We start from the raw sequence: 20,166 nt of genomic DNA, 5'->3' as shown, positions 1-20,166 counted from the left end.
CGTTCTATAGATGCAAAAGGACATGCTATTAACGGAATTTGTAAGTATAGGAAAAAGAAAAAACCGGTACACTTATTGTCCGGTTTTTTAAAGATTTTATCCAATTAATTCGATTTTTTAAAACTGCTCGCTAATGTCAACATTTCCTTCGCATGTTCTTTCGCAGTTTCTGTTAATTTAGTGCCAGTAATCATACGACTCAATTCTTCAATAAGGTCTTTGCCAGTTAGCTCTACGACTGAAGTAAACGTGCGATTCGCCTTTTCTTTTTTTTGGATAAATTTATGTGTGTCTGCCATCGCAGCAACTTGAGGAAGATGTGTAATACACAAAACCTGTGATTCAAGCGATATTTCATGAATTTTTTCGGCGATGGCTTGTGCCACTCTGCCACTTACTCCCGTATCCACTTCATCAAAAATGACACTGGTGATCCCTTGATGTTTCGAGAAAATTTTCTTCAAGGCAAGCATAATTCTTGATAGCTCTCCACCAGATGCTATTTTTGTAAGGTCCTTCAATGGCTCTCCCACATTTGTCGAGATACGAAATAAAATTTTATCATATCCATTAGGTTTAAGCTTACGTTGTGCCGAGTCCTCAAAATCAATGGAAAAAGTTGTTTTTTCTAGATATAAGTCCTTTAATTCCCGATGAATATCATTTGTTAGTTGTTCAGCAGCTTGCTTTCGTAAATGGTGGAGTTGTTCTGCCTCTAATAATGCATCTTTTTCTAATTCCTCAATTTCCGTTACAAGCGTATTTAAATGTGATTCGCGATTGGTGATCTGCTCAATTTCTTCTTCTACGCGCCCTAAATAGTCTAACATTTCTTCTACAGTAGGACCGTACTTACGTTTTAATCGATTGAGTTCATCCATTCTCTGTTCCAGCTCATTTAGCCTTTCCGGATTATACTGCAGCTGATCGAGATAATTGCGTATCTCAAAAGTAATTTCCTCCAGCATATAATAGTGATTGGACATGCCTTCTAATTTTTCTGCAATAAAAGGATCTAAATCTGATCCGTCCTGCAATGATAATTGGGCTTGACTAATTAAATCCAATCCACGCTGCTCACCATATAAAGCATGATAAGCATCAGAGAGTGATTTATGTATTTTTTCATAATTAGCAAGCTGATTCCGCTCTTCCTCTATCTCGACATCTTCATTCGGTACAAGATGTGCTTCCGTTAATTCCTGTTGTTGAAATTGGAGCAAATCTAGACGCTGGGCCATCTCCTGTTCATTATCATTAAGGTTACGATATTTCTTCTTCAGCTGCTCTAAACGATAATATATCTCTTGATAATCTTTTTTGGCTTCTCTTATTGTATCCCCAAGATAAAGATCTAAAAAGTCAATATGCTGCTCATTATCCATTAATGATTGCGTCTCATGCTGGCTATGAATATCGATTAATGTTTTCCCGAATTCTCTAAGTATTGCCAGCGTCACTAATTTACTATTTACACGACAAATGCTTTTTCCAGAAGAAGTAATGGTTCGTTGCAGTACAATTTGTTCATCACTTATTTCTACTCCGTATGCTTTACCTACTTGATAAACAGGATGCCTATCATGATCAATAAAAAATAGTCCTTCAATCTCTGCTTTATTTGACTCATGCCTGACAAAATCAACAGATCCTCTTGCCCCGGCTAACAATTGGATTGCATCAATAATAATTGATTTCCCCGCTCCTGTCTCACCTGTTAATACGGTAAGACCCTCATGAAAGCTTAAGGATAGTTCTTCAATAATCGCAAAGTTCTTTATAGATAGTTCTGTTAACATGATACTCACCCCATATAAACAATTTTAAAGCATCCCTATTAATCGATTTTTTATTAATTCTGCATGTTCAGGTGTTCTGCAAATAATTAAGCAAGTATCGTCCCCACAGATTGTACCCATAATTTCTTCCCAATCTAGATTATCAATCAAGACACCAACAGCATGTGCATTACCAGGAAGTGTTTTTAAAATAATAAAATGACTCGCATTTTCTATTTTGACAAAGGTATCTACGATTAAGCGCTGAAGCTTTTGCAGTGGATTAAATCGCTGATCCGCTGGTAAGCTGTATTTATATTGTCCCGTATTTGTCGGAACTTTAACTAATTGTAACTCTTTAATATCTCTTGATACCGTGGCTTGTGTTACGTTATAGCCGAGATCTTTCAATGAATCGACAAGTTCATCTTGTGTCTCAATAATATTTTCTGTAATCAATTCACGGATTTTAATATGACGTTGTATTTTACTCAATCTCTAAACCCTCCTTATAAAGATTATTGGATTAATGCCTGCTGTGCATCCCTAACCACTTCCTGTAAAATTACTTCTTTCGGCGTTCCCTCGTTCTTCCATCTAAAGTGTGCTAAAAATTCTATATTCCCTTCTGTCCCTTTAATAGGGGAATAAGTTAAATCAACTAAAGTGAAAGATGCATCAGCAGCATACTTTACAACTTTCTCCAAGACTTCTAAATGGATCGCGGGATCTCTTACGATGCCTTTTTCACCTACTTGATCTCGAAAAGCTTCAAATTGGGGCTTTATCAAAGCGATAATATCATTCTTTTTAGGCAATAAGGTCGCTAAGACAGGGAAAATATGCTTTAAAGAAATAAAAGATACATCGATGGAAACCACTTCAGGCAAACCGTCATGTAAAATGTCAGGTGTTACATGTCTGAAATTTGTCCGCTCCATCGGGATAACACGGGGATCATTTCGAAGCTTCCAGTCCAATTGGTTATAGCCGACATCGATGGCATAGCATTTTTTTGCTCCATTTTTCAAAGCACAATCTGTAAAGCCGCCAGTCGAGGATCCAACATCCATAAAAACTTTGCCTGAAACGTTTACTAAAAAACATTGCAGTGCTTTTTCAAGTTTGTAACCGCCACGGCCAACATATTTTAATCGCTTGTCTTTTATACGCAATGGAGTCTCAACTGGTAAAAGGCTTCCAGGCTTATCGATGCGTTCCTCCCCAGAATAGACCATTCCAGCCATAACAGATCTTTTTGCTTTTTCAACATCCTCAGCTAGTTCTCGCTCCACCAATAGTTCATCAATTCTTTTCTTTTTTTTCATAAACCTTTTCCTTTACTAATTTAGTGGTCTCTTTCACTAAAGTAATCCGTCAATGCTTTCAAAAGTGAATCTTCCGCATCAGCTAATTTCAAATTTTCGTAAGCCTTTTGTACATATATTTCTTTCTGCTTTATAGCACCGTCTAGACCGAGTAATTTAGGATAAGTGCTTTTTTCATTTTGTTCATCACTGCCCACTGGCTTACCCAGCTTTTCTTCCTCTCCAGACACATCAAGGATATCATCCTGCACTTGAAAAATAAGCCCTAAATAATAGGCATATTTCTCTAAATAATGTAACTGATCGTCTGATGCATTTGCTAAAAAAGCTCCTGCGAAAATAGCAAAGCGAATCAATTCCCCTGTTTTTAAAGCATGAATTTCTTCCATTGCCTCTAATGAAACAGATTGCTTCTCAGCTTCCATATCAAGAATTTGTCCGCCAACCATTCCTTTAGGTCCACTGCATGCAGCCAGTTCTTTAGTTAAAATAACTTTCTCTTCCGATGAAAGCAATGGATCATTTAAAATTAATTCAAAACTATAAGTTAACAATGCATCTCCGGCAAGAATTGCTGTTGCTTCATCAAATTGCTTATGATTTGTTAACATACCGCGTCGGTAATTATCGTCATCCATTGCTGGTAAGTCATCATGAATGAGGGAATAGGTATGTATCATCTCAAGTGCTACAGCTGATGACATGGTTTTTTGCACGTCTTGACCATATACTTCATAGCTAGCAAATAATAGAATAGGACGTAACCTTTTTCCTCCGGCATCTAAAGAATACAGCATCGATTCCTTCAAATTACTCGGTATTTGAAGCTTATCAAAGTAGGCTGCATATGCCTTTTGGAGCTCTTGCCGATAATATTCCAAATAAGCTTGCAATCGTTTATGCATATCTCACTTATCCTCCTCTACTTCAAACGGCTCTAATTCGCCTTGTTCATTGAGTATATGAACCATCTTATCCTGTACATTAGTCAGCTTCTCATTGCATAATTTAGAAAGCTTCATGCCGTCATGATAATATTCAATTGCTTTTTCAAGAGGTACATCCCCTTCTTCCAGCATGGTTACGATTTTTTCTAATTTTTCCATCGCTTGTTCGAAAGTTAATTCTTCATAGCTCTTCTCTTCCGCCATCATCGTCTACCTCCCTTATCTTTTGTACTTCTGCAGATACATATCCGTCTTTTAGCCGTATATCCATTTGCTCCCCTTGCTTAACTTCTTTAATTGACTTAATCACATTTCCTTTTTGATTGTAACTAATACCATATCCACGAGCCATGATCGCAAGCGGATTAACAAGTGTGAGTTTGTTAATTGCTGTTTGCAAATCTCTATCTGCTTTTGTAAAGAGCTGTTTCATTGCCTTGTTTAGCTGAGATGTTAATTGGTTCTTTTTCTTATTTGCGGTCTCTATTTCTTGTTCCGGATGTTGTGTTGTCAGCCTTTTTAAAATATGTGTATATCGAACCTGTTTCTGCTCTATTTGATTTTTTAACGAACGATTTAATGTATCCAACATTTTATCAAGCTCTTGTTCTTTTTGAGCTATTAGCTGTTTAGGATATTTAAATGCATAGGTTTGACGTAAAGCATCCAACCGTTTTGTTTGCATTTGGATTTCTGTACGCAGGCTTTGTGATAAACGTTGCTTTAAGTATGCGACTTTATCAAGCAGCTCAACCTGAGAAGGTACTGCTAATTCTGCTGCTCCTGTTGGCGTAGGCGCACGTAGATCAGACACAAAATCAGCAATCGTTGTATCCGTCTCATGTCCGACAGCAGAGATAATCGGAATACGCGACTCATATATAGCTCTTGCCACGATTTCCTCATTAAAACTCCATAATTCTTCAATAGATCCGCCACCACGGCCAACAATTAAAACGTCATACTCATCTGGAAATGCATTCGCATATTGAATGGCATGGACAATGGAATGAGCAGCCTGTTGCCCTTGTACTAAAACTGGTAATACGGTGATTTTTACAGAAGGTGACCGCCTTTCAATCGTTGTCACAATATCACGAATCGCTGCTCCTGTCGGTGACGTAATAACTCCAACATGCTTTGGATAAGCAGGTATTTCTTTTTTATGGTCATTAAGAAATAAGCCTTCTATTTGCAATTTTTCTTTTAATTGCTCAAAAGCTTGATATAAAGCCCCAATTCCATCTGGTTCCATTTCATGAATATAAAGCTGGTATTGCCCATAAGCCTCAAATACACTAACCTCTCCACGAATTAGCACATTCATACCATTTTCTGGCCGGAATAAAAGCTGTCTATTATTAGAAGTAAACATAACTGCCTGTATACGGGCATTGTCGTCTTTAATCGTCATATACATGTGTCCGCGGCTATGATGCTTAAAATTAGATATTTCCCCACGTAACCAAATATGACGTAAATGAGGGTCTGTATCTAACTTACGTTTAATATATTTGGTCAGTGCGGATACCGTTAAGTAGTTATCTTTCACTTTTTAGCCAGCCCTTTTGCTGCCTTGATCGTATTTTTTAAGAGCATGGTGATCGTCATCGGACCAACACCGCGAGGAACAGGTGTGATATAAGAAGCTTTTTCCTTAGCACTTTCAAATTCTACATCACCTGTCAACTTACCGTTTTCTTGACGATTGATTCCAACATCAATAACGACTGCTCCCTCTTTTACATAACTTCCATCGATGGCATGTTTTCTTCCCATAGCAACCACTAAAATATCTGCTTCTAATGCAATTTCACGGAGATTTTCGGTACGGGAGTGGCAATATGTAACTGTAGCATTTTTCTGTAATAATAGTAATCCCATTGGCTTTCCAACAATATTGCTGCGTCCAATAATCACTGCATGCTTACCTTCTATTTCAATATTTTTAGATTCAAGCATTGTTTGAATACCAAAAGGGGTGCATGGTAAAAAAGTATCCTCACCATTAACTAATTTCCCAATATTAATTGGGTGAAAGCCGTCAACATCTTTCAAAGGAGAAATAGCATGGATAACCTTTTGTTCATCTATATGATCTGGCAATGGCAATTGGACGAGTATTCCATGGACATGTTCAGCATTATTTTGTTCGTCAATGACGTTTAAAAGCTCTTGTTCTGAAACGGATCCAGGTAATTCAATTAAATCAGATGAAATGCCAGTTACTGCACAGGCCTTTTCTTTCCCTTTCACATAAGATTTGGATGCAGGATCATCCCCTACTAAAATAACGGTTAGATGTGGGTGGATATTCTCTTGCTTTAAAACATCCACTTCTTGTTTCATCTCTGCTTTTAATTGATCAGATAGGTCTCTTCCGTTTAATAATTCTGCAGTCATATTAGCTCCCCCTTAAGAAATAACTTTTGATAGTACCCCGTTAATAAATTTTCCAGATTGTTCATCACCAAATGTGTGAGCGAGTTCTATTGCTTCGTTAATCGACACATTTTGGGGAATGTCGTCCACGTATAATAATTCATAAACTGCAAGTCTTAAAATAGTTCGTTCAACTGCTGCAATACGTTCCATTGACCAATTTTCCAGGTTCTCAGCTATTCTTGAATCAATCGTTTCCTTATAGTTGATTACTCCTTCAATTAGCATGGTAAGGAATAAATCTTTTCTTTCATCTTCTTTCAATGATTCCATCGCTAAATTTACTTCGTCTTCATTCATATCTAACTGAAAAAGCGTCTGAAATGCTTTTTCTCTAGCTCTATGTCGATTCATCACGTAACTCCTTCTAAATTCTTTCATTTACTGTTAAAATCATAACACGTTTCACTGATTTTTGGCTAGGATACAGTATGCCCGCTTCTTTCAAAAAATAAAGCAGAACTCCTATAGCCAAAAGAAAACACAGGCGGTATACCTGTGTTCCCCTTTGTACCTAGAACAAAAGCGCAGAGCGGCTGTCGGCTTGCTAATCCTATAAATAGTTAGCCGTCTGGAAATATCTTTTAATGTCTAGGCAAATACAAAAATGTATATTCATACATTTTCTTCGTTTCTTCATTTAAACACGTTTAGGCAAGAGTCTTTCGGATAATTAACAACTGATTAAAACATTTATACAATTTCTTGATTGTCCATTTGAACACCCACTACATGCACATTAACTTCTCCAACCTGGATAGACGTCATTGTATTAACATTTTGTTTAATCGCTGTTTGTAATTTTGTTGCGACTTCAGGTATCGATGTTCCAAACTGAAGGATTACATAAATATCAATAATTGCACCCTCGTCTGTCAGCTCAACACGTACACCTTTGCTATGCGATTTTTTGCCAAACTTTTCAGCAACGCCTGTCGCAAAGTTTCCATGCATAGATTTCACACCATTTACTTCTGTTGCTGCTATTCCTGCAATAACTTCAATGACTTCTGGTACAATCTGAACACTACCTAAGCTGTCATCCTCAGACATGTCTAATAATAGTTGGTCACTCATTGCCTCCACTCCTTATTCTAATCCTTATCTTCCCTTTCCTGGATAATTGGATATTCTGTTAAGAAATTTGTGTTAAAGTCTCCCTCTTTAAATACGGGGTGGCTCATAATTTGATATTGAAATGGAATTGTAGTGTGAACTCCTTCAACAACAAACTCTTCCAGTGCACGCTTCATACGTTCTACCGCTTCTTCTCTAGTCGAAGCGTAAACGATAAGCTTAGCAATCATGGAATCATAATATGGTGGAATTCTATATCCACTATAGGCACTAGAGTCAACCCGAACACCCAAGCCGCCTGGTGGAAGGTACATCTTAATTTCACCAGCAGAAGGCATAAAGTTTTTGTACGGATTTTCCGCATTAATTCGGCATTCAATAGCATGTCCTTCAAATGTAATATCCTCTTGACTAAATGAAAGTTCTTGACCTTCTGCCACACGAATTTGTTCCTTGATCAAATCCACTCCAGTAACCATTTCTGTTACAGGGTGCTCTACCTGGATACGTGTATTCATTTCCATAAAGTAAAATTCGTTGGATTGTCTATCAAAAATATATTCAATGGTTCCAGCCCCAACGTAATTAACAGCCTGAGCTGCTTTCACGGAAGCTTCACCCATACGCTGACGCAGGGTTGCATTAAGAGCAGGTGACGGAGATTCCTCTACTAATTTTTGAAGACGCCGTTGGATAGAGCAATCTCTTTCTCCAAGGTGAACTACATTTCCATGTGTATCTGCTAAGACTTGAATTTCCACATGCCTAAAGTCTTCGATATATTTTTCAATATAAACACCAGGGTTACCAAAAGCCGTTTCTGCTTCTTTTTGTGTTAACTCCATCCCTTTTATTAATTCTTCTTCCGAACGAGCCACGCGGATTCCTTTACCGCCGCCCCCGGCAGTCGCTTTAATAATTACTGGGTAGCCGATTTCCTTAGCAATTTCTTTCGCGTGTTCTGTGCCGTCAACAATCCCCTCGGATCCAGGAACAACAGGAACATCCGCAGATTTCATTGTTTCTTTGGCAACATCTTTTATTCCCATTTTCTGAATTGCTTCAGGTGTCGGACCTACGAAAGTAACATTACATGCTCTGCAAATTTCCGCGAAGTCAGCATTTTCTGCTAAGAACCCATATCCTGGGTGTATCGCATCCACATCTGTAGATAATGCAACACTCATAATATTAGTTATGTTTAAATAGCTATCTTTACTTAATTTTGGACCCACGCAATACGCTTCATCTGCCAGCTCAACATGTAATGATTCTTGATCCGCTTCAGAATAAATGGCAACCGTCTCTATCCCCATCTCTTTACAGGCGCGGATAATTCGGACAGCTATTTCTCCACGATTGGCAACTAATAGCTTTTTAATCAATTATTCCATCCCCTTACTTCTTCTTTACTCTAAATAATGGTTGACCGTATTCTACGAGCTCTCCATTTTCAACTAAAACGTCAACGATTTCCCCATTAATTTCTGCTTCAATTTCATTGAATAGTTTCATTGCTTCTACTATACAAACAACAGTATCTGCGTTAACAGTGCTTCCTTGTTTTACAAAAGGTTCACTGTCTGGTGAAGAAGAAGCATAAAATGTTCCTACCATTGGAGAAACAATTTCATAATCATAGTTTGCTGAAGGTGCTGCATGTTCTTCCACTTTTTGTTCTGCTTGTTGAGTTACTTCTTCTGACTTTGCTTCTTGGACTGGTGCAACTACTGTATCAGTTACAACCTGAGGTTGAGATGGAACAGTCGTGACAGACCCTGTATTTTTTTTCATTGCTATGACGGCACCATTGGCCTCATAAGAAAACTCCGTTAATGATGATTTATCGACCATTTGAATAATTTCTCTAATTTCATCTACATTTAACATATTAGCACTCCTCACTTCAATTAAATCTTTTTTCACTTTTTTATAGTGGACTGTTGCATTGCCTTCTAATATATTACGATAAAATGAATAGAAACTTCAAGTCTACCGTAAACACTATCTTGTTATTATAACAGTTATATGTACTTTAGTTGTATTAAAAGCACCGCAGTAGCTCGAATTTTTCTAGCAGACGATCCGTTAATCGTTTTCTATCGAAATGAAAAAGCTAGCAACACAAGGGATGCTAGCTTAATTCCTATTTACTGGTTGGCTGAAAATTGACTTCTGTTCTAATATCCTTACCAAATTCATCTCGTACCATTTGCATGATATTTGCTGCGTCTGTTTTAGATAATTCTTCTGTTTTTACATGGACATGGACTTTATCTCCATCAGAGCGAACCAAAACATCTTCATATTCTGTAGCAGCTATAAGTTGGTCCTGAAGAATGTTTTCTTTACTCGATAATTCCTCTAAACTATCAATTTCTTTCAATGCTTCATCCTTTTCAGTAGGTGATGCATTCGCAGAAGCCACTACCTCTGTTAACTGGCTTTTTTTGCGGCTGCGCTCGTCTTGAATCTCCATACGGATGGTCGTAAACAATTCATCGCTATCCACATTTCCTTTATTCTCTACTTCGACTCCTTCTTCCGACTGCGTTGCCGGTACCGCATCTTCTGTAGCAGCATCTTGTCCATTATCTACAAAAGCTAAATCATTTCCATTTGCTGAAAAGATGTAGTAAACACTTAAAACAACCATCAAGCTCAACATTGTTAGTAACCATACTGTTTGTTTTTTTAACATACATTCTACCTCCCTAATTTTTAGGCATTACTGATATTTTATGTGAAGGAACATCTAGCACTCGGGATACAGCTTCAATGACTTGGCTTTTGGTTGATTGGCTTTCAATACCCTGTGCTACAATAAATACGCCCCGCACCTCTGGCTGCTTTGTTTGTACAAGTAAAGGGGTCTCCTGATCTCCTTGTCGGTAGAGCACAACCTGATGATCATCGGTCTGATCTTGAACCACTCTTGTACCTCCATTTCGATCGGTTTCATCCGTTGTCTGCTGACCTGTTGTTCTATTTTTTTCATATACTTGTTCACTGGTTGCCTCTAAATTAATCATTACTTCTGTTTCTGAAACACCGTCCATTTTATTCAACATAGCGGCTAACTGATCACCTAATTCATTTTCCAGCTCTTTTACTTCACCATTCATTGATTGGGACGCTGCCTCTTCTGAAATTTCTATCTGCGTATCCTCATAAGGTACAGGCTGCGTGTCCTGTTGCGGCTTCATGAAGTTACTTATAACCATAAACAGAATCCCTATTAAACCTAATATGATGATAAACCCTATTTTTTTCGATGGCTGCTTTTTCTCTTGCCCAGAAGCTTGTTCATTACTATTGGTCTGTTTTAAAAAAGAAGTTAGTTTATTTTTCAAAATCCCTCTCCTTCCCAATAGACCGTTATTTCTTTATCCTCAATCTCCCATACTTCTTTTAGCACCGCCTCAATCTCTTGAAACGATTCTTCTGAATGCGCTTCCTCCTCTTGGTCCCATTCAATAACGACATCTTCAACCGTATTCATCGCTCCTTCCCCTGGTTCTGATTCTGTTATATAGACAATGACCTCTGTTAACTCCTCATAGGACAAGGAGTCTGTTCCAGAAAATTGGAAATCAATAGATGCAATCTCGACGGCAAATTCCTCTTTTAAAGAATCTTCCGCTATTTTTTCCAATTCAATAGCCATTTGTTCTAAAATATATGCACCTTGTCCACTTTCTATTTCTTTTTTTTCTAAATCTATTTGATTTTCTATCGAAGGTTGATCATTTAATTGATTCTCGATCTTGTTCATAGAACGTGATATAGCTGCATTTATATCCGTATTAAATAAATAAAAAACGGGCTGAAGCAGAATCAAAATTAATATTAAACTAATGGCAAGTCGTACATATTTTTGCAAATGATTTGCAGGGACAAGTAAATCAATGACAGAGGCCAAAATAATAAACAAAATGATTTGTGTAACCCAATCTGTAAATATTTCGATTCTCGTCGACCCCCTAACGTAATAACACGGTTAAATTACTTGCAGCTACAATAATGACAATGCCTAGCAAGAACATAAGTGATACAGCCAATAGACAAGCTAGGATAAACAAAATATAGGTGCTGACTGTATTCAAGCACTGAACAATCGGGCCACCCCCCAACGGTTGTAAAATAGCAGCTGCCAGTTTATAAATAATCGCCATTGCCCCTACTTTTAATGCAGGAAAGGCGACAATAAATAAAATAATAACCAACCCGATCATTCCAACAGCATTTTTTAAAATCAGTGATGCGCTAAGTATCGTATCGGCTGCATCTGTAAAAGTTCGTCCTAAAACCGGAATGAAATTTCCTGTCACAAATTTTGCTGTCTTCATGGCTACACCATCTTGAATAGCTGTTGCCGTACCTTGGACGGAAATGACTCCTAAGAAGATTGTTAAGAAAACACCAAGCCCACCAACTGCAACGTTTCTAAATAGATTAGCTAAATGAGTAACCTTAAAATGACTATTTAAACTACTAATAATGACTAACATGGCTGAGAGAAACAATAAAGGTAAGACAAAGGTTGATATAAATACCCCGCTGAAATGAATAAAGAAAATAATAACCGGGTGAAAAAAAGAGACGGAAATTACACTTCCAAAGCTTGCCATCATGCCTAGTACCATAGGAAGAAGCGCAATCATAAATCCTTGCATCGTATCGATAGCTTCTTTTGTGTAAGAGGTAGCTAGATAAAAACTATTCAAAACAATAAATAATAAGACTAAAAAAACAACAAAATAGGCAACCTTGCTGACGGTTGTTTGCTCAAATGCGGATTGAATAGATTGAAGAACGACAGCAAATAATGTCAGCATCAAAAGAATACCCAGCAGTTTTCCATTAATAATTAGTTCATGCAGGAGGTAATGCAGAAAATGTAGCAGGATATCTTTCACAGAAAAACTGTTTCCATTCTTTATCCATTCGTATATGCTGATTTTTTGTAAATCAGGCAGACTATCGCCATATTCTGCTATTAATTGATCCCAATATATTTGAACTTCATCTAAAGAAATTTCGTCTAATAACGTATTCTGAAGCTTTTCTTCCTCTTCTACGGTAATTGGATTATCCTGATTTCCCTCTGCCGAAACAACTGCAGAGCTTTCTTGAATAAATATTAGAACCATCAAAAACATGCATGTCATCCGGAGTAATTTGGCAGGTCTTATACACAATCTAAATACTCCCTTCCTGGCTTCTTTTCTTGATCAGTTAGATATTTGGAATAAACCCGATAATCGCTTCAATCACTGCAGTAATAATTGGAACAGCAAGCAATAAAATAAATATTTTCCCCGCAAGTTCAATGTATTTTGATACCGAATGAAGACCTGCATCTTTTGTTAAATGGGCTCCAATTTCAGCAATATAGGAAATCCCAATAATTTTTAAAATGGTTGTTAAATAAAGCCCCTGAACATTTGCCTGATCTCCTAACCTTTGGATTGTTTCAAATATTAATTGGATTTGCTGTATAATTGAAAAAAAGATGACAATACCGGTAATTAGGATAATTAAAAAAGCAATAGAAGCATGTACTTCTTTAAGAAGGATATATAATATACTTGCTAATACGCCTAAAACCGTGATTTGGAGAATATCCATATACAATCTCCTTAAAATAGAAATACAGACCTAATCTGCTGAAATAAATCTGAGAGCCCGTTTACCACAATAAGCAGAACCAATATAAAACCAATTAATGTCGCAAACTGAGCAATTTCTTCCTTCCCCATTTGTTTTAAAATCGTATGGATTAGCGCGACTATAATTCCTATGCCAGCAATTTGAAAAAGTATTAATGCATCCACAAACATGTCCCTACTCCTTCCCTTACCACCAAACCTTTTTTATGCTAGATACTAGATGAACAAGAGAGCCAGAAAAATTCCACAAAGAAGACCAAGTACATTCGATAACTTTCCGTAAGTATTAAAACGTTCCGCAGCTTTTTTCCACTGCTCCTCTAAATAGAGGTTTGTTAATTTTAAATGCTTTTGCTGCTGTTCAATGTCATGCTGACCAAGTGTCCTGCCAAATTGAATGAGTATCTCCAGCTCACTTTTTTGGAGCGACGATTGTTCGATTAATTTTCGAACACCTCCTGACCATATTTCATCAAAGTCCTTTTCTTGATTTTTTAACTCTTCAGCGACTTCTTGATAAAATATGGCGATAGGATTAGGTATTTTCTTCCCGATAATTTGAAATGCCTCCTGTAATGGTACTTGGCTATATACCATTTCCGCCTCTAAAATCTGAAGCGATTGTAAAAATAATTGAATATGCTTTGGACGCTGCTTTAATGCTCTGCCCCATTCCCATCCAAGAGCCGTAGACATACTAATTAAAAGCAGTACGCCAATCCATTTCAATGCCACCACCTCTTCGCTTGAGATTGATCTGCTTACCGTCACTATCAAAAGCATGCATAAGCTTACCAATCTTTTTTCCTTGACCCAGTAATAAGAATCGTTCAAAAATAGATTCATCTAATAACTTTTGTAAAGTTGGGCGACGATATAAATCGGCCATATCACTGGCGTGTATCGTACAAATAACTTTTACTCCTGCTTGAGATGCTTCAATAATTGCTTCGACATCGTTCGCTGCCCCAATTTCATCTACCACGAGAATATCAGGGGATAAGGTGCGAATTGCCATCATCATCCCCTCTGCCTTTGGACAAGCATCTAAAACATCCGTTCGTTCTCCTACATCATGCTGTGGAACGCCACGGATGGAAGCTGCTATTTCTGAACGCTCATCTACAATCGTTACTTTTTTAGAGCGATTTGAATCAGATTGGATAGCTATCTGCCTGCAGATGTCCCGGATTACCGTTGTTTTTCCAGATTGTGGTGCTCCGAGGATCATTGTATGATGATAAGAACCATCATAGATATAAGGCATTAAACCATCTGCACATCCTTTTTTTTGCTTGGCAATACGAATATTAAAAAAAGAAACTGGCTGAATTGCTTTGACCCTTCGATCACTCATTATAATTCCGCCTGCGATACCAACACGATGCCCCCCCTCAATCGTTATATATCCATTGCGCAATTCTTCTTCCATTCGATAAAGGGAATATTCACTCAGTTGATTAAGAATATATATCGCTTCTTTTTTTGTCGGCAACGGCTTGTCCAGCCAGCAAATAGAGGAATCAAAAATAAATTCTATTTTTTGATGCATACGCACCCTGATTTCTTGGAGCTGAGACCAGCGACGACTGACTAAATCTTCTATCCGGTCTTGAAAATATGGTGGAAAAAGACGCAAAATCTCATTCATTATAAAACCCCGCTTTTTTGAAAAAACATTGTTAGCTTGTTTTACTTAGAGATATATGATTTTAAAATGAAATTATGCTCGAGGGATTAGAATCAAATCATGATTCCTTGCAGAAAAGTTTAAAATATAGGGGCTATGGAGAAATGTTGGTGGAGAATATACAAGGAAAAAACGTTCATAAGTCTGCCATCGCTATTTTTGGCATAAAAAAAACAAACAGCCTGCTTCATCTATGCAGACTGCTTGTTTTCACTAAAATTATGCTCTGGAAACGTATTTTCCGTCAGCTGTATTAATTACGAGCACGTCACCTTCGTTAATAAAGAAAGGTACTTGTACTGTATGTCCAGTTTCTAATGTAGCTGGCTTTGAACCGCCACTAGCAGTATCCCCTTTAATTCCAGGCTCTGTTGCAGTTACTTGAAGTTCAACGTTATTTGGAAGGTCTACACCAATAATTTCGCCTTGGTAGGTAATGACGGAAACTTCCATATTTTCTTTAATAAATTTTAATTGATCTTTAATTTGGTTTTCAGGAATTTCAATTTGTTCGTATGTTGATGTATCCATAAAAGCATGCGCATCGCCAGAAGCGTATAAATACTGCATTTTGTTATTTTCAATATGTGCTTTCCCTACTTTTTCACCCGCACGGAAAGTTCTCTCTTGGATATTACCACTACGTAAATTACGCAGTTTAGAGCGAACAAAAGCCGCTCCTTTACCAGGTTTTACATGTTGGAATTCAATAACCTGCCAAATATCATTGTCTACTTCAATGGTTAATCCTGTTTTAAAATCGTTTACTGAAATCATATTTTTCCTCCTGTTGCCCTTATTTTATAGTTGTATTAATTCTTTTGGAGCAAATGTCAGCCGTTCATTACCGTCTTCCGTAATTACAATATCATCCTCAATACGACAGCCGCCCAGACCCGGAATATAAATTCCCGGCTCCACTGTAACTACCATACCTGGTTTTAATACCGCATCAGATCGAGTTGATAAACCGGGACCTTCATGTACTTCCATACCTACAGCGTGACCTGTCGAATGACCGAAATATTCACCAAATCCTTTTTCCGTAATATAATCACGGGTTAAAGCATCCGCCTCTTTCCCAGTCATACCTGGTTTTGTACCTTTTACTCCACGAAGGTTCGCCTCTAATACTATATCATAAATTTCACGTAACTCTACAGAAATTTCTCCAACAGCTACAGTTCTTGTAATATCAGAGCAATATCCATCATATAATGCACCGTAATCGAGCGTCACAAGTTCTCCCTCTTGAATTTTCTTACGTGAAGCAACGCCATGTGGCAAAGCTGAGCGTTCCCCTGAGGCAACTATTGTATCGAAGCTAGATGAAGTCGCTCCCTGTCTGCGCATAAAAAATTCCAATTCATTCGATATTTCAATTTCCGGTACGCCCGGCTTGATATATGATTGAATATGCTCAAATGCATCATCGGCGATTTTGGTAGCTTTTTTAATAATAGCTAATTCATCAGAAGTCTTGATCATACGTAATGATTCAATTAATCCTTCTACAGGGACTAATTCTTGAGAAAATTGGTGTTTATACGTCTCAAACTGGCTATAAGTTGTATAATTTTTTTCAAAAGCAAGTCTCTTAACGCCTAACTTATTTATTTGATTGGCAATTTCTTGAATCATCCCTTGCTTATGTTCCACAATTTCGAACGCTGGTGCCTGAGCAGCAGCTTGTTCTGTGTAACGGAAATCCGTAATAAATATCGCTTTGTCCGCCGTTACTAATACGGTGCCGGCTGTACCAGTAAAGTTTGTAATATAACGTCTGTTATAAGGACTATCAATAATCATTGCATCCACTTTGTGTTCTTCTAATTTTGCACGCAGGTGATTAATTTTCGTCAAAAGGCTTCATCCTCTCCAAAATCTCAAGTATCGTAAGTAATTTTATCATAGATAGAAAGAAGTTTGAATAATCACAGGAAAATTCTAGCTATTTTCAATCATATCTTCTGTCTGCTGCGAATCCATAAAATCATATGAGATAGAATAGCCAATAAATGTACCATATAAAATAAATAAACATATCGTTGTCACCCATGTATCTATTGTCCATTCCATAATATGGGGTATATCTGTAAATATCGGACGGAAAACAACGAATAGGATGGCCCATAATATAAAACCATACAGGACCCCTGCCCACATATATTTTATCTTTTTAAAGATAAGGTAATATAAAAATGCAACGAGCAAAGAGACTATTCCCGCTAGAATGGTTGTGAATAAGATGCCCAGCCATGTATCGGTCCACCCTGCATCTACCCAAGACGTTAATAAATATAATTTCGGAGAGACTTCAAGAAAATTGAAGTAATATAGAATACTCCCAAGCAAGCTAAACACAACCCCTCCTACAAAGCCTGTATACATCGCCTTCTTTAATATAGATTCCTCGTTTTCTTTTAATTGTTGCTCCTCTTTTTGTACTTTCTTCGTCATTCGTCTCATCATAAAACACCTCCGTCATCTAGTATGACCAATTATTAAAGCGAGTATGATTGAATAATCTTTCAATAAGTACGTGTTCAAAAAGTTCGGTAAAAAGGAGGGTCAAAACCAAAATAATCTATGGTTGATATTAAAGAATAAATATGTTAATTATGTCTAGCTAGCGGAGGAAAAACACGGAGACTCCTATGGGAAAGCGCAATGGTCTTCGGTGGGGCGAGTAATCGCAGTCCCAGTGGGAAGACCCCGCAGGAAAAAGTGATCTTCTTTTTTCGAGGAGGCTGAGCGCAAGCCCATGGAAAGCGTAGTGTTTTTCCGTAGCGATTGCTCTAACAAATTCATTATAATTTGTCATCCATAGATTTTGGTGAAGAGCCAAAAAGGATGCGTCATTTTTATAGGGCTTTTTGAACAACCTCTATAAATTAGGAGAATATTATTCATAAAAAAGGGGAATAAATAATTAGTAAGAAACGCAGAATAATATTACACAGCATCTCCCATCAGGATATGGTAAAATGGGCAGTAGAATATATTGTGTGAGGAAGGAGGATTTCAATTGAGAAGTAAAGCAGTATCTATCTTTGTTTATTTGATAATCGCTTTTGCGGCATTTGGTTTATTTTCACAGCTGTTCGGCAATACAGTCGCATTTTTATCAAGACTTTTCATCTCTGTCTTCATAGGGGCAGCTATCTTTGGATTGATTTATTTCTTTCTCATGCGCAGGCAGCCTTCTGGCCGGCAAACAGATAATATGAAGAAATACAAACAGGCTGTGAAACAATCTAAATCAAAATATGGTCATCACAAGGCCGTGAAAACTGTAAGCCATCAGAAATCACCCCAAAAGAAAAGAAATCCTAAAAGAGCAAGTCATTTGCGTGTAATTGACGGAAGCAAAGCGAAGAAGAAAAATCGGGCTTCCTCATTATAAGGTCATTTATAAAATATAGTGATTACGAAATTACATCGTACCTATCGCAAACATACCCAGGAGCTTATATTGATTAGGCTCCTTTTCCTTTTGTTTCAAAAAAGTTGTCCTATATAAAACGAAACATCCTTTAGCTGGAAGTTTCACATTCTATTTTGAGGAGCAATTTTGGGGTGGTCGTCCCATGTAAAGGTAGAACGCATTCAAATTTGTGAATCATTTGAATGCGTATCTAAGTGTGTTTTATCTTGATCTCCATGAGCTTTAAGGTAACGAACTTCTCCTCAACCGCTCCAAGTACGCAAGAATTTTTCACTAGATTTCTTTCCGATCTCGCGTAATTCCTCTCTTTTATTATCTGTTATATTAAAATTCATGGAATTCACGCCGGGGATTGGAACAAAAATAATCTTATTTGCTTGATTTTTGGAAATATATCGATTGTCGTGTGCCTGTTTCATTGTTGAGAACAAAGAAGGAAACATATTAAGAGCATTTCGGATTTCCCGTGAATCAATTGAAGTATCCGTTTCTGTCAATTTCACACCAATAACTGGACGAATTTGTATACCCTTATCCTCAGAAAAAATCCATAGGGGAAAGTTACTAAGTAAACCACCATCAATCATAATGCTTTTTTGCTTGTTTTTGCCTTGGATTGTTTTTGGCATAAAAAAATAAGGGAATCCAGCACTCATGCGGATTGCCGTTGCTACAGAAAAAGAATCTGGATGAATGCCATAAACTCTTTCTAGATCATCAGGAATGACAACTAATTTCCCAAGTGATAAATCGCTTACCACTACTTTTAACGCGTCTTTTTTTAAATCGCTAAATTGATATACATTGCGGTCGGCCAAAGCTTGAGCAATCCATTTTTCTAACTTCTCTCCTTTGTATAACCCTAATTGAAAATAAAGAAATAACCACTTTGTTATAGGGAATAGCTTTGATAATACTGGTGGGTCAGCCAGTTCATTTATATCCAACGTTTTCATTAATTCTTTAATGTCTGTACAGTGATAACCTGCCGCTATTAATCCTGCAACAATCGCTCCCGCGGAAGTACCAGCTACGCGTTCCACTTGTATATTTTTCTCCTCCCACGCCTCAAGTACACCGACGTAGGCAAATCCCTTCACTCCCCCGCCAGAAAATACAGCATCAATTTTCATGACATCGCCCCATCCCATTTAGTTGCTTATTGATTTATACGCCGAAATGCTTGTTTATTATGCGTTTGGCTCGCTGTAAGGAGGTAATATCGGGTAAGTTGCCATAAAAAAAGCCAGTTATTCTATAGAACAACGGCTTATGCTTTGTTAGCTTTATTTAATTTTTGTAAATCATCTCTGCGTTTCTCATCCTCTTTGAAGTAAGCCACGACATCTGCAATTCGATCAATCGAATTCCAGCTAAGATGGTGTTCAATGCCTTCCACATCATTATAGATATGCTCTTTTTCTACACCGATTAATTCAAGAAAATCCTCTAGCAGCTCATGTCGAAAAACAAGCCGTTCACCGATTTTCTTTCCTTTTGCAGTTAAAACAAATCCGCGGTACTTTTCATAATCTAGATAATTGTCCTTGTCCAATTTTTGAACCATTTTTGTTACCGAGGATGGGTGTACATCTAAAGCCTCAGCAATCGACGAAACCCTGGCATACCCTTTTGCTTCTATTAAATTATATATAATTTCAATATAATCTTCCATACTTGGTGTAGGCATAAAAAGCTCCTTCCTTTACTCACAATTAGTGACTGCCTTCAATAATAAAGTTAACTTTTTTTATCGAAGGAAACTTTTTTTCAACTTTAATAAT

At 37.4% G+C, this 20,166-nt stretch carries 25 protein-coding genes; 1 reads left to right on the top strand and 24 read right to left on the bottom strand.

Annotated elements, in window-relative coordinates; all coding sequences use genetic code 11:
• Positions 1-104: 104 nt before the first annotated feature.
• The 22 genes from recN to KI343_RS08575 all read right to left on the bottom strand — a co-directional run bounded on the left by recN (position 105) and on the right by KI343_RS08575 (position 17,406).
• Complete coding sequence (gene recN, locus KI343_RS08680; protein WP_212926013.1) at positions 105-1,799, bottom strand: DNA repair protein RecN; 1,695 nt, start codon at positions 1,797-1,799, stop codon at positions 105-107.
• Between the two features lie 24 nt (positions 1,800-1,823).
• Positions 1,824-2,273, bottom strand: a complete 450-nt coding sequence (gene ahrC, locus KI343_RS08675) for a transcriptional regulator AhrC/ArgR (RefSeq protein WP_212926012.1) — start codon at positions 2,271-2,273, stop codon at positions 1,824-1,826.
• A 23-nt stretch (positions 2,274-2,296) separates the two neighbouring features.
• Positions 2,297-3,106, bottom strand: a complete 810-nt coding sequence (locus tag KI343_RS08670; RefSeq protein WP_212926011.1) for a TlyA family RNA methyltransferase — start codon at positions 3,104-3,106, stop codon at positions 2,297-2,299.
• Positions 3,107-3,126: 20 nt separating this feature from the next.
• Positions 3,127-4,011 carry a polyprenyl synthetase family protein gene (locus KI343_RS08665; protein WP_212926010.1) on the bottom strand — a complete coding sequence of 295 codons (885 nt, stop codon included), beginning with the start codon at positions 4,009-4,011 and terminating at the stop codon, positions 3,127-3,129.
• A 3-nt stretch (positions 4,012-4,014) separates the two neighbouring features.
• A complete protein-coding gene (locus KI343_RS08660; RefSeq protein ID WP_212926081.1) occupies positions 4,015-4,257 on the bottom strand; it encodes an exodeoxyribonuclease VII small subunit in 243 nt (80 codons plus the stop codon).
• On the bottom strand, positions 4,235-5,605 hold the full coding sequence (gene xseA, locus KI343_RS08655; protein ID WP_212926009.1) for an exodeoxyribonuclease VII large subunit: 1,371 nt from the start codon (positions 5,603-5,605) through the stop codon (positions 4,235-4,237). Before xseA ends, KI343_RS08660 begins: the two co-directional genes overlap by 23 nt.
• Complete coding sequence (gene folD / locus KI343_RS08650) at positions 5,602-6,456, bottom strand: bifunctional methylenetetrahydrofolate dehydrogenase/methenyltetrahydrofolate cyclohydrolase FolD (RefSeq protein WP_212926008.1); 855 nt, start codon at positions 6,454-6,456, stop codon at positions 5,602-5,604. The genes xseA and folD overlap by 4 nt, the downstream gene beginning before the upstream one ends.
• Before the next feature lie 12 nt (positions 6,457-6,468).
• A complete protein-coding gene (gene nusB / locus KI343_RS08645; protein WP_212926007.1) occupies positions 6,469-6,849 on the bottom strand; it encodes a transcription antitermination factor NusB in 381 nt (126 codons plus the stop codon).
• A gap of 339 nt (positions 6,850-7,188) precedes the next feature.
• Positions 7,189-7,572 (bottom strand): Asp23/Gls24 family envelope stress response protein, encoded by a 384-nt coding sequence (locus KI343_RS08640; protein WP_212926006.1) that lies wholly within the window; start codon positions 7,570-7,572, stop codon positions 7,189-7,191.
• A 17-nt stretch (positions 7,573-7,589) separates the two neighbouring features.
• Positions 7,590-8,957 (bottom strand): acetyl-CoA carboxylase biotin carboxylase subunit, encoded by a 1,368-nt coding sequence (accC, locus tag KI343_RS08635; protein ID WP_212926005.1) that lies wholly within the window; start codon positions 8,955-8,957, stop codon positions 7,590-7,592.
• Positions 8,958-8,970: 13 nt separating this feature from the next.
• Entirely contained in the window at positions 8,971-9,462 is a 492-nt protein-coding gene (gene accB / locus KI343_RS08630; RefSeq protein WP_212926004.1) for an acetyl-CoA carboxylase biotin carboxyl carrier protein, read from the bottom strand.
• A gap of 256 nt (positions 9,463-9,718) precedes the next feature.
• Entirely contained in the window at positions 9,719-10,273 is a 555-nt protein-coding gene (locus KI343_RS08625) for a SpoIIIAH-like family protein (RefSeq protein WP_212926003.1), read from the bottom strand.
• A gap of 13 nt (positions 10,274-10,286) precedes the next feature.
• Complete coding sequence (spoIIIAG, locus tag KI343_RS08620) at positions 10,287-10,925, bottom strand: stage III sporulation protein AG (RefSeq protein WP_244856866.1); 639 nt, start codon at positions 10,923-10,925, stop codon at positions 10,287-10,289.
• Entirely contained in the window at positions 10,922-11,536 is a 615-nt protein-coding gene (gene spoIIIAF, locus KI343_RS08615) for a stage III sporulation protein AF (RefSeq protein ID WP_280530121.1), read from the bottom strand. The genes spoIIIAG and spoIIIAF overlap by 4 nt, the downstream gene beginning before the upstream one ends.
• Before the next feature lie 19 nt (positions 11,537-11,555).
• Positions 11,556-12,734 (bottom strand): stage III sporulation protein AE, encoded by a 1,179-nt coding sequence (gene spoIIIAE / locus KI343_RS08610; protein ID WP_244856863.1) that lies wholly within the window; start codon positions 12,732-12,734, stop codon positions 11,556-11,558.
• A gap of 76 nt (positions 12,735-12,810) precedes the next feature.
• Positions 12,811-13,203, bottom strand: coding sequence for a stage III sporulation protein AD (spoIIIAD, locus tag KI343_RS08605; RefSeq protein ID WP_212926002.1), 393 nt, complete (start codon positions 13,201-13,203; stop codon positions 12,811-12,813).
• An 11-nt stretch (positions 13,204-13,214) separates the two neighbouring features.
• Positions 13,215-13,415, bottom strand: coding sequence for a stage III sporulation protein AC (gene spoIIIAC, locus KI343_RS08600; protein WP_042534715.1), 201 nt, complete (start codon positions 13,413-13,415; stop codon positions 13,215-13,217).
• Positions 13,416-13,460: 45 nt separating this feature from the next.
• Complete coding sequence (gene spoIIIAB / locus KI343_RS08595) at positions 13,461-13,979, bottom strand: stage III sporulation protein SpoIIIAB (RefSeq protein WP_244856861.1); 519 nt, start codon at positions 13,977-13,979, stop codon at positions 13,461-13,463.
• Positions 13,942-14,895 carry a stage III sporulation protein AA gene (gene spoIIIAA / locus KI343_RS08590; RefSeq protein WP_212926000.1) on the bottom strand — a complete coding sequence of 318 codons (954 nt, stop codon included), beginning with the start codon at positions 14,893-14,895 and terminating at the stop codon, positions 13,942-13,944. The genes spoIIIAB and spoIIIAA overlap by 38 nt, the downstream gene beginning before the upstream one ends.
• 258 nt (positions 14,896-15,153) lie before the next feature.
• A complete protein-coding gene (gene efp / locus KI343_RS08585; RefSeq protein WP_212925999.1) occupies positions 15,154-15,711 on the bottom strand; it encodes an elongation factor P in 558 nt (185 codons plus the stop codon).
• 24 nt (positions 15,712-15,735) lie between these two features.
• Positions 15,736-16,797: a M24 family metallopeptidase gene (locus KI343_RS08580; protein ID WP_212925998.1), complete on the bottom strand. Its 1,062-nt coding sequence runs from the start codon at positions 16,795-16,797 to the stop codon at positions 15,736-15,738.
• Between the two features lie 84 nt (positions 16,798-16,881).
• Positions 16,882-17,406 carry a YqhR family membrane protein gene (locus tag KI343_RS08575; protein WP_244856859.1) on the bottom strand — a complete coding sequence of 175 codons (525 nt, stop codon included), beginning with the start codon at positions 17,404-17,406 and terminating at the stop codon, positions 16,882-16,884.
• A 556-nt stretch (positions 17,407-17,962) separates the two neighbouring features.
• On the opposite strand from KI343_RS08575, the gene KI343_RS08570 reads away from it, so the two are divergent.
• Positions 17,963-18,340, top strand: a complete 378-nt coding sequence (locus tag KI343_RS08570) for an SA1362 family protein (protein ID WP_212925997.1) — start codon at positions 17,963-17,965, stop codon at positions 18,338-18,340.
• Between the two features lie 284 nt (positions 18,341-18,624).
• Here KI343_RS08570 and KI343_RS08565 read toward each other — a convergent pair whose 3' ends face one another.
• On the bottom strand, positions 18,625-19,515 hold the full coding sequence (locus tag KI343_RS08565; protein WP_212925996.1) for a patatin-like phospholipase family protein: 891 nt from the start codon (positions 19,513-19,515) through the stop codon (positions 18,625-18,627).
• 137 nt (positions 19,516-19,652) lie between these two features.
• Positions 19,653-20,072 carry a transcriptional regulator MntR gene (gene mntR, locus KI343_RS08560; protein WP_212925995.1) on the bottom strand — a complete coding sequence of 140 codons (420 nt, stop codon included), beginning with the start codon at positions 20,070-20,072 and terminating at the stop codon, positions 19,653-19,655.
• Positions 20,073-20,166 lie beyond the last annotated feature (94 nt).

Origin of the sequence: Oceanobacillus sp. J11TS1, from assembly GCF_018333215.1 — a bacterium.
Classification (GTDB): domain Bacteria; phylum Bacillota; class Bacilli; order Bacillales; family Amphibacillaceae; genus Oceanobacillus.
The sequence above is the reverse complement of the archived record's forward strand: the minus strand, read 5'-3'. Positions and strand labels throughout refer to the sequence as shown.

Bases quoted from the DNA above. Each gene is read 5' to 3' on its own strand.
- recN (WP_212926013.1), bottom strand. From the start codon at position 1,799: ATGTTAACAGAACTATCTATAAAGAACTTTGCGATTATTGAAGAACTA.
- KI343_RS08670 (WP_212926011.1), bottom strand. From the start codon at position 3,106: ATGAAAAAAAAGAAAAGAATTGATGAACTATTGGTGGAGCGAGAACTA.
- KI343_RS08665 (WP_212926010.1), bottom strand. From the start codon at position 4,011: ATGCATAAACGATTGCAAGCTTATTTGGAATATTATCGGCAAGAGCTC.
- KI343_RS08660 (WP_212926081.1), bottom strand. From the start codon at position 4,257: ATGGCGGAAGAGAAGAGCTATGAAGAATTAACTTTCGAACAAGCGATG.
- folD (WP_212926008.1), bottom strand. From the start codon at position 6,456: ATGACTGCAGAATTATTAAACGGAAGAGACCTATCTGATCAATTAAAA.
- nusB (WP_212926007.1), bottom strand. From the start codon at position 6,849: ATGAATCGACATAGAGCTAGAGAAAAAGCATTTCAGACGCTTTTTCAG.
- KI343_RS08640 (WP_212926006.1), bottom strand. From the start codon at position 7,572: ATGAGTGACCAACTATTATTAGACATGTCTGAGGATGACAGCTTAGGT.
- accB (WP_212926004.1), bottom strand. From the start codon at position 9,462: ATGTTAAATGTAGATGAAATTAGAGAAATTATTCAAATGGTCGATAAA.
- KI343_RS08625 (WP_212926003.1), bottom strand. From the start codon at position 10,273: ATGTTAAAAAAACAAACAGTATGGTTACTAACAATGTTGAGCTTGATG.
- spoIIIAE (WP_244856863.1), bottom strand. From the start codon at position 12,734: ATGTTTTTGATGGTTCTAATATTTATTCAAGAAAGCTCTGCAGTTGTT.
- spoIIIAD (WP_212926002.1), bottom strand. From the start codon at position 13,203: ATGGATATTCTCCAAATCACGGTTTTAGGCGTATTAGCAAGTATATTA.
- spoIIIAC (WP_042534715.1), bottom strand. From the start codon at position 13,415: ATGTTTGTGGATGCATTAATACTTTTTCAAATTGCTGGCATAGGAATT.
- spoIIIAA (WP_212926000.1), bottom strand. From the start codon at position 14,895: ATGAATGAGATTTTGCGTCTTTTTCCACCATATTTTCAAGACCGGATA.
- efp (WP_212925999.1), bottom strand. From the start codon at position 15,711: ATGATTTCAGTAAACGATTTTAAAACAGGATTAACCATTGAAGTAGAC.
- KI343_RS08575 (WP_244856859.1), bottom strand. From the start codon at position 17,406: ATGATGAGACGAATGACGAAGAAAGTACAAAAAGAGGAGCAACAATTA.
- KI343_RS08565 (WP_212925996.1), bottom strand. From the start codon at position 19,515: ATGAAAATTGATGCTGTATTTTCTGGCGGGGGAGTGAAGGGATTTGCC.
- mntR (WP_212925995.1), bottom strand. From the start codon at position 20,072: ATGCCTACACCAAGTATGGAAGATTATATTGAAATTATATATAATTTA.